This window comes from Rhodococcus sp. ZPP (assembly GCF_017656075.1).
In the GTDB taxonomy this organism is placed as follows: domain Bacteria; phylum Actinomycetota; class Actinomycetes; order Mycobacteriales; family Mycobacteriaceae; genus Rhodococcus_F; species Rhodococcus_F oxybenzonivorans.
The window spans coordinates 4,935,881-4,948,768 of sequence record NZ_CP058638.1 but is presented as its reverse complement, the minus strand read 5'-3'; the positions used below and the strand labels follow the sequence as shown (position 1 = coordinate 4,948,768).

At 65.9% G+C, this 12,888-nt stretch carries 10 protein-coding genes; 6 read left to right on the top strand and 4 right to left on the bottom strand.

Annotation, left to right across the window (positions count from 1 at the left end):
• Nucleotides 1–112: 112 nt before the first annotated feature.
• Both clpB and HYG77_RS22890 read right to left on the bottom strand, forming a co-directional pair.
• Complete coding sequence (gene clpB / locus HYG77_RS22895) at nucleotides 113–2,665, bottom strand: ATP-dependent chaperone ClpB (protein ID WP_208960725.1); 2,553 nt, start codon at nucleotides 2,663–2,665, stop codon at nucleotides 113–115.
• Between the two features lie 148 nt (nucleotides 2,666–2,813).
• On the bottom strand, nucleotides 2,814–3,782 hold the full coding sequence (locus HYG77_RS22890; protein WP_208963492.1) for an alpha/beta hydrolase family protein: 969 nt from the start codon (nucleotides 3,780–3,782) through the stop codon (nucleotides 2,814–2,816).
• Nucleotides 3,783–4,107: 325 nt separating this feature from the next.
• Between HYG77_RS22890 and HYG77_RS22885 the strand changes: the two genes are divergently transcribed.
• The gene (locus HYG77_RS22885) at nucleotides 4,108–5,259 is read left to right on the top strand and encodes a globin domain-containing protein (protein ID WP_208963491.1); all 1,152 of its coding nucleotides are present in this window, start codon (nucleotides 4,108–4,110) and stop codon (nucleotides 5,257–5,259) included.
• A gap of 66 nt (nucleotides 5,260–5,325) precedes the next feature.
• Nucleotides 5,326–6,078, top strand: a complete 753-nt coding sequence (locus HYG77_RS22880) for an FAD-binding oxidoreductase (RefSeq protein ID WP_109332778.1) — start codon at nucleotides 5,326–5,328, stop codon at nucleotides 6,076–6,078.
• A gap of 10 nt (nucleotides 6,079–6,088) precedes the next feature.
• Here the strand turns inward: HYG77_RS22880 and HYG77_RS22875 are convergent, their stop codons facing one another.
• Nucleotides 6,089–7,252 (bottom strand): globin domain-containing protein, encoded by a 1,164-nt coding sequence (locus tag HYG77_RS22875; protein ID WP_109332781.1) that lies wholly within the window; start codon nucleotides 7,250–7,252, stop codon nucleotides 6,089–6,091.
• Nucleotides 7,253–7,363: 111 nt separating this feature from the next.
• Entirely contained in the window at nucleotides 7,364–8,941 is a 1,578-nt protein-coding gene (locus HYG77_RS22870; RefSeq protein WP_208960724.1) for an AMP-binding protein, read from the bottom strand.
• Between the two features lie 194 nt (nucleotides 8,942–9,135).
• Here HYG77_RS22870 and HYG77_RS22865 point away from each other — a divergent pair, with 194 nt between their 5' ends.
• The 4 genes from HYG77_RS22865 (at nucleotide 9,136) to HYG77_RS22850 (ending at nucleotide 12,872) form a co-directional block, all read left to right on the top strand.
• Complete coding sequence (locus HYG77_RS22865; RefSeq protein ID WP_208960723.1) at nucleotides 9,136–9,609, top strand: CinA family protein; 474 nt, start codon at nucleotides 9,136–9,138, stop codon at nucleotides 9,607–9,609.
• 84 nt (nucleotides 9,610–9,693) lie between these two features.
• On the top strand, nucleotides 9,694–10,101 hold the full coding sequence (locus HYG77_RS22860; protein ID WP_208960722.1) for a ChaB family protein: 408 nt from the start codon (nucleotides 9,694–9,696) through the stop codon (nucleotides 10,099–10,101).
• Nucleotides 10,098–11,279 carry a zinc-dependent alcohol dehydrogenase gene (locus tag HYG77_RS22855; protein WP_208960721.1) on the top strand — a complete coding sequence of 394 codons (1,182 nt, stop codon included), beginning with the start codon at nucleotides 10,098–10,100 and terminating at the stop codon, nucleotides 11,277–11,279. Before HYG77_RS22860 ends, HYG77_RS22855 begins: the two co-directional genes overlap by 4 nt.
• Before the next feature lie 99 nt (nucleotides 11,280–11,378).
• On the top strand, nucleotides 11,379–12,872 hold the full coding sequence (locus HYG77_RS22850; protein ID WP_208960720.1) for an FAD-dependent oxidoreductase: 1,494 nt from the start codon (nucleotides 11,379–11,381) through the stop codon (nucleotides 12,870–12,872).
• Nucleotides 12,873–12,888: the final 16 nt, after the last annotated feature.

The following is a 12,888-nucleotide window of genomic DNA, read 5'->3' as shown; positions in this document are numbered from 1 at the left end:
CGCAGCGCGGCGCGTTCGGGGGTTCAGGGTAGTAGCGCAACTTAAGACGGCCCTGTGAAAACAGGCGTGAGTGGCAAGGCACGCCGGACGCACCTTGCCACTCACGGGCGGGTCAGCCGAGGACCAGCGAATCACCGTTCTCGGACACTTTCACCGGCACGGTGTCGCCGTCTTTGACCTCACCGGCGAGGAGCTTCTTCGCCAACTGGTCGCCGATGGCCTGCTGGATGAGGCGCCGCAGCGGCCGGGCCCCGTACATGGGGTCGTACCCGCGCACCGCCAACCAGAATTTCGCGGAGTCGGAGACGTCCAGAGACAGCCGCCGCGCCTCGAGGCGGTGGGACAGCTGGTCGAGCTGGATGTCGACGATCGCTTCGAGCTGTTCCTCCGACAGGGCGTCGAAGATCACGACGTCGTCGAGACGGTTGATGAACTCCGGCTTGAACGCGTGCCGCACCGCATCCATCACCTGTTCCTTGGTTCCGCCCGACCCCAGGTTGGAGGTGAGGATCAGGATGGTGTTGCGGAAGTCGACGGTGCGCCCCTGCCCATCGGTGAGCCGGCCGTCGTCGAGGACCTGAAGCAGGATGTCGAAGACGTCGGGATGGGCCTTCTCCACCTCGTCGAACAGCACGACCGTGTACGGGCGTCGGCGCACGGCCTCGGTGAGCTGGCCGCCCGACTCGTACCCCACATATCCGGGCGGGGCACCGACGAGGCGGGCCACCGAGTGCTTCTCGCTGTACTCCGACATGTCGATGCGCACCATGGCGCGCTCGTCGTCGAACAGGAAGTCGGCAAGCGACTTCGCGAGCTCGGTCTTACCGACACCGGTGGGGCCGAGGAACAGGAATGAACCGGTGGGCCGGTTGGGGTCGGCCACCCCGGCGCGGGCCCGCCGGACGGCGTCGGACACCGCTTGCACAGCCTCCTTCTGCCCGACCACACGCTTGCCCAGTTCGGTCTCCATGCGCAGCAGCTTGGCGGTTTCGCCTTCCATCATGCGGCCGGCGGGAATGCCGGTCCACGCTGCCACCACGTCGGCCACGTCGTCGGGACCCACCTCTTCCTTGAGCATGACGTCGCCGTCGCCGGCGGCGCCGGACTCACGGGACGCCTGCTCGAGTTCCTTCTCGAGCTGCGGAATCTTGCCGTACCGCAGTTCGGCTGCGCGGCCCAGGTCGCCGTCGCGTTCGGCGCGCTCTTCTTCGCCGCGCAGGTTCTCGAGCTGCTCCTTGACTTCGCGGACGGAGTCGATGGCCTGCTTCTCGTTCTGCCACCGGGTGGTGAGCTGGTTGAGCTTCTCCTGCTCGTCCGCAAGTTCCTGGCGCAGCTTGTCGAGCCGTTCCTTCGACGCCTCGTCGGACTCCTTCTGCAGCGCCATCTCTTCGATCTCGAGGCGGCGAACGATCCGTTCGACGGTGTCGATCTCCTCGGGACGGGAGTCGATTTCCATCCGCAGCCGCGAAGCCGCCTCGTCGACGAGGTCGATGGCCTTGTCGGGGAGGAACCGGGAGGTGATGTAGCGGTCGCTGAGGGCGGCGGCGGCGACCAGCGCGGAGTCGGTGATGCGCACACCGTGGTGCACTTCGTACCGCTCCTTGAGTCCGCGCAGGATGCCGACGGTGTCCTCGACGGAGGGTTCGCCGACGAGGACCTGCTGGAAACGCCGTTCGAGCGCCGCGTCCTTCTCGATGTGCTTGCGGTACTCGTCGAGCGTGGTAGCGCCGACGAGCCGAAGTTCACCGCGGGCCAGCATCGGCTTGATCATGTTTCCGGCGTCCATCGCCGATTCACCGGTGGCACCGGCGCCGACGATGGTGTGCAACTCGTCGATGAACGTGATGACCTGGCCGGCCGAGTTCTTGATGTCGTCGAGAACCGCCTTGAGCCGTTCTTCGAACTCGCCGCGGTACTTGGCACCCGCCACCATCGAACCGAGGTCGAGGGAGATGACGGACTTGCCGCGCAGCGATTCGGGAACGTCGCCCGCGACGATGCGCTGAGCGAGCCCTTCGACGATGGCGGTCTTACCGACACCCGGCTCGCCGATCAGCACCGGGTTGTTCTTGGTTCGGCGGCTCAATACCTGGACCACTCGGCGGATTTCATTGTCGCGCCCGATCACGGGGTCGAGCTTGCCTGCCCGTGCCGCGGCGGTGAGGTCGGTCGAGTACTTCTCGAGCGCCTGGTAGGTCCCCTCGGGGTCGGGGCTGGTGACGCGAGCACTGCCACGGACGGTGGTGAACGCGTCGCGCAGGGCTTCCGGGGTAGCACCGTGCCGTCCGAGGAGGTGCGACACGTCCGAGTCGCCGGATGCGAGCCCCACCATGAGGTGCTCCGTGGACACGTACTCGTCGTCGAGTTCGGTGGCGAGATGTTGCGCAGCGGTGATGGCGCCTAGGGCCTCGCGCCCCAGTTGCGGTGTGGTGGTGGCCCCGGATGTCTTGGGCAGCCGGTCGACCAAGGTCTGCGCTTCGCGATGGACCGCGGTGGGATCGACCCCGACCGCTTTGAGCAGCGGTGCGGCGATGCCGTCGGTCTGATCGAGCAGGGCCACGAGTAGATGCGCGGGCCTGATATCGGGGTTACCGGCCGACGACGCCGACTGGAGCGCAGCGGTCATCGCGGCCTGGGTCTTGGTGGTCGGATTGAACGAGTCCACTGGTCACCTCTTCTGGCGAAGTAGAGCGGTCCGTCGCCGGAGCCGGGAGGGACCTGGCGACGCTGTCACTCTTCTTAACGCACGAAAGGTTGAGTCTGTTCCGCTCAACTTTGGATTTTTTGGAGTTCCTCCACCATCGTGCCCACTTTCAGGCGCCGATCGCAGCGGCCATCATCGGCCACGAGGTGTAGAGGTCCTCTTTCCAATACTCCCAGGAATGCGTGCCGGCCGGCCGGAGGTCGACCGTGACGGGTATGCCGAGCGTGTTCAGCTTCTCGGCCAGCCGAACAGTGCAGTCGTTCGTGACGGCCTCGATCACTCCCCCGACCACCACCTGGGTGGCGAGGGTGCCGCGGTCACCGCCGACCGTGCGGGACTCCAACGTGTCGTGCTTTCCGGGGAATCCGGTCCCGTTGGAGAGATAGAGGGTGGTGCCCCGGAGTCGTTCTGCGTTGACGAAGGGATCATTGGCGATCCACAGCGGGTCGTCGGCCGGGCCCCACATGTTCTCGGGGTTGCCGCCGAAATCCGCGACAGTGATCTCGACGTATCGGCGGGCCACGGGATTGCTGGTCATCGCGCAGCCGCTGTAGGCGCCGACGCTTCGATACAGTCCCGGCCGCGCAATCGCGAGATTGAGCACGCTGGTGGCGGACATCGACAGCCCCGCGATCGCATTGCTTCCGCTGGCATCGAGGGCGGAATCGACGATGGGCGGCAGTTCCTCGGTGAGGAAGGTCTGCCACTTGTTCCTGCCCAGCTTCGGGTCGTCCCGCTTCCAGTCGGCGTAGTAGCTGGACTCGCCGCCGAACGGAATGACCACATTGACATCCTCGTCAGCGAAGAACCGTCCGACATCCGCCCTGGGTTCCCACCCGTTCTTCTCAGAGTTGCCCTCCACGCCCCCGAGCAGGTAGACGGTGGGACGCCGCGCCGACGCGGCCGGAAACACGCGAACGGTGATGTTCTTGTCCATCGCGGCCGAGTGGACGATGAAGTCGGCCTGTGCATCCCCCACCGACCTGACCTCGACCAGCCGCGATCCGTCCGCGGCCTGCTCGGCCGTGATCGTCTCGGTAGCTCCGCGAGGCTCCGCCGCTGCTGTCGGCAGTCCCATCAGGGCCGCGAGCACCACGGCCAGCACTCCCGCGGCCACCGTCGACAGCCGCCTGGCGCCACCGCCGCGCCGCCGTGGACCGCCCAGTCTTGCACCGTCAGCCCGCATGGCCCCCCCTGATTTCCTCCCCGACCGGTACCGGATGCATATCGTGCCTTGTCCGTCACGAACGCCGACGCGCGACCCGCCGAATCGGCCTGCGATTCGCCGGAAGTGACGTTTGCCGTAACCCGGAGTCCCGGCGACCGACGGCTAGAATGCAGGAGTTCGTATCGACACGCACGACACAGGGGACGGCTTGACACGAGATTGCCTCGATCCGCTCGTGATTTCGCGTCTGCGCGCAAGCTTTTCGTCGATCCTCTCCACCGAGCAGGGGCGCACTCGCCTCGCCACCACCTTCTACTCCACGCTCTTCGCCGAGCAGCCTGAGTTCCGGTCACTCTTCCCGGCCGCGCTCGATCAGCAGAAGCACCGACTGTTCCAGGCGCTCGAATTCGTCATCGACAATCTCGAGGACCAGGACCGCGTCCTCGGATTCCTCGCCCAGCTGGGCCGCGATCACCGCAAGTACGGCGTCGAAGGCCGGCACTACTCGGCGTCGGCGAGAGCCTTACTCGTCGCTGTCCAGGATTCGTTCACCCGGGCGATCTGGACCCCGTCGCTCACTACCGCCTGGTCGGAACTGATCGAGTTACTGCTCCACACGATGGCCGACGCCGCCGACAACGACGACCTCCCCGCAGCGTGGGGAGCTACCGTCGTCGGCCACGAACGCCTCCTCGACGACCTTGCGGTGGTCCGGCTCGAGGCCGACTCCCCGATCCCCTACGCGGCCGGTCAGTACCTCAGTGTCCAGATCCCGCAACGCCCTCGCCTGTGGCGGTACCTGTCCGCGGCCATTCCCACCAACCCGTACGGGCAGATCGAGTTCCATGTGCGGCGGGTGTCGGGCGGCTGGGTCAGCCCGGCCATCGTGAACGAGACGCAGGTGGGTGACCGTTGGCTGCTGAGCTCGCCGCTCGGCGGGCTCGAGGTCGATCGCGCCGACGGCCGCGACGTACTCATGATCGGTTCGGGAACCGGTATCGCTCCCCTGCGCGCGCAGGTGATGGACATGGCCATGAAGGCCGAGAATCCGCGCGTGCACCTGTTCGTCGGCGGCAAGTACCCCTGCGACCTCTACGACATCGAGACGCTCTGGCAGCTGTCGCTCAGCAACCCGTGGCTCACCGTGGTGCCCGTCTCCGAGGAAAACGAGAACCCGTGGTGGCATGCCGTACCCGTCCCAGACGAGCCACCGGGCCTGCATCGACGACTTCAGGGGCGGCTCGGTCAGGTGGTCGCCCGGTTCGGGTCGTGGGCCGACCGGCAGATCCAGATCTCCGGTTCGCCCGCAATGATCAAGACCACCGTGTATGCGTTGCAGAGCGGCGGTACACCACCGGAACTGATCCGGCACGATCCCCTCGTCTAGCGTCGTCGGCCCGCCGATTCGCCAGCCATCCGAAGTCCGGTTCCACGTCGGGAGAACAGCACACACATGCACGCCACGCAGACCACCTGGATCAGCACCGTCGTCGAACATCACCGCCTGCGACAAGATCTTGCGGTGATCCGCCTCGTCGGCGAGTACGTCCCGTTCCGGCCGGGTCAGTACGTCGACGTCAGCGTGCCCCAGAACCCGCGGTTGCTGCGCAGGCTGTCGCCGGCGCTGCCCCCGTCACTGGACGGCAAGCTGGAGTTCCATGTGCGGACCGTGCCCGGCGGCTGGGTGAGCGGCGACATCGTGTCGGATACCGAACCCGGTGACCAGTGGCAGATCCTCGAACCTCGCGGAACGATGTCGGTCGACGAGGACGGGCCGGACGTGATCATGATCGCCGGAGGCACGGGGTTGGCCCCGTTCCGATCCATCTTGCTGGACCTCGCGCGGAAGCCGAATCCGCCGCGGGTCTTCCTGTTCGTCGGCGACCGGACGCCACGGGACCTCTACGCGTCCGACATGCTCTACCTGCTGTTGCAGAATCTGCCCTGGCTCACCGTGGTCCCGGTGGTGGAGAGCATCACGAATCCCGACTGGGCCGACGAATGGCACGAGCGGACCAGGGTGGACGTCGGGTTCTCCGACGACGACCTCATCGAGGGCACCCTGCCCGACGTCGTGACGTCCTACGGGGCCTTCACCGACCACCAAGTACTGGTGTGCGGGTCGGCAGCCATGGTGCGCGCCACCCTGGACCGCCTGCGAGATACCGGAACACCGGCCGAGAACATCCAGTACGACCCGTACTGACCGGGCGGGATCAGTACGACGGATCGTGCCGGATGTTCTCCGGCGGAGTTCCCGCCGCCTGCAGCCGGAACTTGGTGGTATTGATCATCGCCTCGGATCCGACCAGCTGGATGTCGCGCTCGGACCACGTCCCGAAGTCGGCGACGACCTGGCCGACCTTGCCGGTGAGCCTGCGGTGCATGCCGGGCAGCGCCGCGCTGCTGGGGCCGGTGTACCACCAGGGGTCCTCGTCTTCTTCGGTGACGGGCACGACGGTGAGCCACGGATTCTGTTCGGCGAGAGCCCACAGCGTGCCCAGGTCGTACAGGTCGCAGGGATAGCGGCCTGCGAAGAACAGATGTACCCGAAGATTCTGCGGGCGCCGGGCCATGTCGAGTATCTGGGCGCGCAGCGGGGCGATGCCGGTACCCGAACCGATCATCAGGGCGTCGCGGCCGTTCTCGAACCGGACCCCGAGGTCGCCGAGCGGTGATCCGACCACCCACCGCTCACCCACCTGTGTCTGGGTGACGATGGCCGGACTGACCCAGCCGCCGGACACCCGGCGTATGTGGAACTCGATGATGCCCTCGTCGTTGGGCGGGTTTGCCGGCGAGAGATAGCGCCACATCCTGGGCCGCGAGGGCACCTGCACGCTCACGTACTGGCCGGGGTTGTAGCTCATCGGCTCGTCGAGTCGGAGCCGGACCACCGAGATGTCCTTGCGAACCGGTAGATGCTCGATGACAGTGGCACCCCACGCCGGTGGCCCCGACTCGGCGTTCGCGGCGTCCATCATGGTGGCGGCGATGACGGAGAGCACGTCACGCCACGCCTGCTCGAGTTCGTCGGTCCACGGCTCAGTGGACGGGAATTGTTCCACCGCGGCGATCAGGGAATTGCCCACCGCGACGTAGTGCGCGTCCTGCACGCCGTACTTGCGGTGGTCGCGGCCGAGCTGCGCCAGGTAGGTGAGGATCTGCCCGGACTGCTCGAGGCGGTCGATTACGTACTGGACAGCGGAGATCAATCGGTCGCGCTGCACATCCATCGCCGCAGGGAAGAAGTCACGTGTTTCCGGATACCGTGCAAACAACAGGGCATAGAACGACCCCGACAGCGTCTGCGGCCCGTCCGGTACTGCTGCAATTGCCTTGAAACTCGACCGGACCAGGGATATTGCCTGTGAATCCACCGCGCATCCTCGTCACCGACTGAACGCGGCCACGCCGCGAAGTACTTGGGCAGACTATAGGTGCGACGGCTGTGCCGCCGACCAGGTCCCTCGATAGATGCCCAGGTCCCGCTAACCGACCGACCGGTCCGACGTCTCCCAGTAGCGCGCCCGCAGCGCCTTCTTGTCCAGCTTGCCCAGAGCCGTCACCGGAAGCGTCTCGACGAAATCGACCGATTTGGGCGCATGAACCGACCCTTTCGCCGCCCGCACCTTTTCGACGAGCTCCGCCGCATCGACACTCTGCCCGGCGCGCAGAACCACACAGGCCTTGACTGCTTCGCCCCACTTCTCGTCAGGAACGCCCACGACGGCGACCGAGCCGACGGCGGGATGCGCCGAGATCACGTCTTCGACCTCTCGGGGAAACACGTTGAAGCCGCCGGTGACGATCATGTCCTTCTTGCGGTCGACGATGGTCATGAAACCGTCTTTGTCCTTGCGCGCGATGTCGCCCGTGTGTAGCCATCCACCGCGGAACGCCTCGGCAGTCTCTTCGGGCTTGTTCCAGTACCCCTTCATGACGAGTGGACCACGGACACAGATCTCCCCGAGTTCACCTTGCGGAACTTCGTTGAGATCGTCGTCGAGCAGCGCCACCTTCAGCCACGGCACCGGCCGGCCACAGGTGGCGAGCCTGCTGGGGTCGTTGGGCAGATGCTCCTCTTTACGCAGAACCGCAATGGTCATCCCGCATTCGGTCTGGCCGTAGAACTGAAAGAAGATCGGCCCGAACTTCTCGATACCTTCCTTCAGCCTGGCCGGCGACATCGCCGAGGCGCCGTAGAACAGCGTCTCCAGGCTCGACACGTCGCGCCGGGCGAGGTCGGGATGATCCATCAGGAGGTAGATCATCGTGGGCACGAGCATGGTGGCCGAGATCTTGTGTTTCTCGATTGCCTCCAGCACGGCACCCGGCTCGAACGCGGGCAGCACGATCAGCGCGCCACCGCGCAGCAGGGTGGGAATGAAGAAGGCGGCGCCGGCATGCGACAGCGGCGTGCAGATGAGGAAGCGCGGCTCTTCCGGCCACTGCCACTCCGCCATCTGAATTTGATTGAGGGTGGCCCCGGACTGGTAGGACCCGACGACGCCCTTGGGCTGGCCCGTCGTGCCGCCGGTGTAGACCATGCTGCTGTTGTCGTCGGCGTCCACCTCTGCCGCGCGCAGGCGTTGCGGAGTAAATGTGGCGGCGAGCGCGAGGATGTCGATACCGACCTCGGACGGCCCCAGCGACAACACGTTCTCGATGGAGGAACACTGCTCCTTCAGCTGTGCCGCGCGGTCCTCGAAAGCGTTCGGGTCGAAGATCAGAGTTTCGATCTCGGCGTCGCCGACGATGTAGAGATGGTCGTCGAGCGAACCCATCGGGTTGAGGGCACTCGCCCGGCAACCGGAGATCATGGTGGCGCCCATGCTGATGAGAACCTCGGGCCGGTTCTTGGACAGCATCGCCGTGCTGGTGCCCTTGCCGATTCCGAGCGAGGCCAGTGCCTGCGCGAAGCAGCTGATCTGATCGCGCATCTCACCGCCGGTGAGCACGACATCGCCGAGGTACAGGGCCGGCTTGTCGGTGTTGCGTTCCAGCGCGGTGATCAGGAGATCGGCCGCGAAGGCGGGGCGATGCAGTTGTGCGAGCTCGTCGGTCATCAGTCGTCCTTTTCGTTCCCGCGACGCCGAGCCGCTTGGTCCGGCGACCTAGTGTCCGTTGTCCTCCGGTCCTCGACACCATAACCGGATTTCGGCAAAACTGGAACCTGTTCCACTAATGCGATGGGGTCGACGTCGGCCATCGCTTCCCCTTTACCCGAGAGCCTGCGGCGCGGTTCCGTTAACGTGAAGACATGGGTTCGAACGAGACGACCGCCGAACGTATCGCCGACGCGGCAGGGCGCGCACAGGTGTCCGTCGCGACTGCCGAATCACTGACCGGCGGCCAGATTTCCTGCGTCCTCGGAGCCGCGCCGTCGTCGTCGGATTGGTATCGGGGGAGCATCGTCGCTTACTCCAGCGAAGTGAAGCATCGAGTACTGAAGGTGCCGGAGGGCCCCGTCGTGAGCGAGGCCAGTGCCCGCGCCATGGTGGCAGCGGTCGCCGAGATACTCGACGCCGACGTCGCTGTTGCGGTGACAGGTGCCGGTGGACCGGACCCGCAGGACGGTCAGCCGCCCGGCACCGTGTGGTTCGGCGTCATCGCAGGCGACGAGGTCAGCGCCGAGTTGCAGCACTTCGACGGCGACCCGAAGGACGTGGTCGACGCCACCACCGAGCATGCGCTCTCGCTCCTCGCGAAAACCCTCGACGGACTATCCGACTGACGCCTGCGGGCGCACGCCCCGATTGAGCCCGTCCTCCCCGGGTACCCGTGCTCGAAAGGGCACCACCCACATGAGGAGGATCCCGTGCCGAAGACCACCCAGAGTGGAAAGCCGAAGAAGAGCGAACTTCCCTCGACGCTGCAGAAGTCACCGGACAAGGCCCAGCGCACGTTCACGAAGGCCTACGACTCGGCGATGGACGAGTACCACGACGAAGAGCGCGCCCACCGCGTCGCCTACGCGGCACTCGAGCACAGCTTCGAGAAGGTGGGAGACCACTGGGAAGCGAAGGATGAGAAAGGCCCCTCGGACAAGCGGGCCGAGAGCGGCGGCCCGAACGCGTCGGGAGAGACCGCCGAGGGAGTCGACGCCAACGCCAGCAAGGAACACCTCATGGACATTGCCCGCAGGCTCGATGTTTCCGGTCGATCGACGATGAAGAAGGACGAACTGGTAGAGGCCATCAAAAAGGCGAATCGGAGAGCGCGATGAAGGCCGTGACCTGGCAGGGTAAGCGGAAGGTCAGCGTGGACACCGTCCCTGATCCGGTGATCGAACAGCCCACCGACGCCATCATCGAAGTCACGACCACGAACATCTGTGGGTCCGACCTCCATCTCTACGAGGTGCTGGGCGCCTTCATGAAAGAGGGCGACATCCTCGGTCACGAGCCCATGGGCATCGTCCGCGAGGTGGGGTCTGCAGTCACCGATGTTCGGGTCGGGGACCGCGTCGTCATCCCGTTCCAAATTTCCTGCGGCGCTTGTTACATGTGCAATCAGAAGTTGTACACCCAGTGCGAGGTCACACAGATTCGTGAGCACGGGTCCGGTGCGGCCCTGTTCGGGTATTCGAAGCTGTACGGCAGCGTGCCCGGCGGCCAGGCGCAGTACCTTCGGGTCCCGCACGTGGCGAACACGCACATCACCGTGCCCGAAGGACCTCCGGACTCACGGTTCGTCTACCTGTCCGACGTGTTGCCGACCGCCTGGCAGGCGGTGGAATACGCTGCCGTACCCGACGGCGGTTCCGTCGTCGTTCTGGGGCTCGGCCCGATCGGGGACATGGCGGCACGCATCGCCGCGCACAAGGGTTTTCGGGTCATCGGGGTCGATCTCGTCCCCGAGCGCCTCGCCCGTGCGCAGGCACGGCAGATCGAGACAGTGGACCTGAACGACGCCAAGGACGATCTGGGTGACGTGATCCGCGAGATGACCGATGGGCGTGGCCCCGACTCCGTCATCGACGCGGTAGGCATGGAAGCACACGGGTCGCCGGGTGCGAAACTCCTCCATCAGATGACCTCCTTCTTGCCGGACGCCATCGCGGGACCTCTGATGACGACGGCCGGAGTGGACCGGTTGCATGCGCTGTATTCGGCCATCGACATCGTCCGCCGGGGTGGCACGATCTCCCTGAGCGGTGTGTACGGCGGGATGGCGGACCCCATGCCGATGCTCCGATTGTTCGACAAGCAGATTCAGCTCCGCATGGGGCAGGCGAACGTCTTGCGGTGGGTCCCGGACATCCTTCCGTTGCTCACCGACGACGACCCGCTGGGCGTCGACACCTTCGCCACTCACGAGCTTCCGCTGGATCAGGCGCCGCACGCCTACGACATCTTCCAGAAGAAGCAGGACGGCGCAGTGAAGATCCTGCTGCGGCCGTAGTCGTCCAAGCTTTCTCAACGAAAACCCTTCGGGCGCTGTGCCGCCCGGCACCCGAAGGCGCGTCGTTTCAACGACAGATCAGAAGGGAAAGCGCACACCATGACCTCTCTGTGGCTCGACCGAACCGAACCGTTCAGCCTTTCCGTCGACGCCGAGCAGTCCTGGAACGAGCGCGGAAGATACGACACAGTGGTGGTGGGCGGCGGCCTGACCGGCCTCGTCACAGGGTTGCTGCTCGCGCGTTCCGGCCAGCGGGTGGCCGTCGTGGAAGCCCGGACTCTCGGGGCTGTCACCACCGGAAACACCACGGGCAAGGTCAGTATCCTGCAAGGCACACGGCTTGCCGAGATCGCGCGCCGGCATGCCACGCACACACTCCGCTCGTACGTCGAAGGCAATCTCGAGGGCCAGCAGTGGTTGATCCGGTACTGCCACGAACGCGACATCCCGGTCGGCATCGCACCGGATTTCACCTACGCGCAGACGTCCTCGGGCACCGAATCCGTTCAGGCACAGTACGCCGCGTGCCGCGCCGCCGGACTGTCCGCGCGACTCGTCAGCGACCTCGACATCCCGGTGCCGAATGCCGGAGCGGTCACTCTGGACGATCAGGCGTACATCGATCCGATGCCCGTGTTGCAGGCACTCGCGCGAGACATCCTCTCGCACGGCGGGACCGTCTTCGAACGTCGGCGGGTGACCGGCGCACGCTCGGTACCGAAGTCGCAGGTTCTCACCACCGACCATGGCGACATTCGAGCCGACCGGGTGGTTCTGGCAACGGGTATTCCGATACTCGACCGTGGCGGGTTCTTCGCGCGGCTGTCGCCGGAGCGGTCGTATGCCGCGGCATTCGACATCCCCGGCGGCGCACCCGACGCCATGTATCTGAGCGCCGATCAGCCCACCCGCTCGCTACGCCCTGCTGCGGACGGAACGAAGCTGCTCGTCGGCGGTAACGGTCACGAAGTCGGGCGCACCGACTCGGCTCAGGGTGCCGTCGACGATCTGATCAGTTGGACGACCCAACACTTCCCCGGCACCACCCTCACCCACCGCTGGTCGGCCCAGGACTACTCGTCACTCGACAAGCTGCCCTATGTCGGGCCGCTCGTACCAGGACAGGAGGGCATTCTCGTCGCGACCGGATTCGCCAAGTGGGGCATGACCAACGCCGTCTCCGCCGCTCTCGTACTGTCCGCACGCATCCTCGGCGGGCACATCCGCTGGGCCGACGCGTTCCACAGTTGGTCGCCCCACCAGGTGTTCGACGTGACGGCCGCCGCCAAACTCAACGGCTCCGTCGCCGTCCACCTCGCCTCGGGGTGGGGCGGTGCGCTCCTCGGTCGCCGCACTGCAGACAATCCCGCACCGTCCGCCCGTGTAATCCGGGAAGGACTGGTCCCCGTCGGTGAGCACACGAAGGACGGCCACACCGAGCGCGTCTGCGTGGTGTGTCCCCACCTGGGCGGGGTGCTGAAGTGGAACGACGCCGAAGAAACCTGGGACTGCCCCCTCCACGGTTCCCGGTTCGCCTCCGACGGCAAGGTTCTGGAGGGGCCGTCGACCCACGACCTACGTCGCGTTACCTGAAAATCGAACGAAGGGA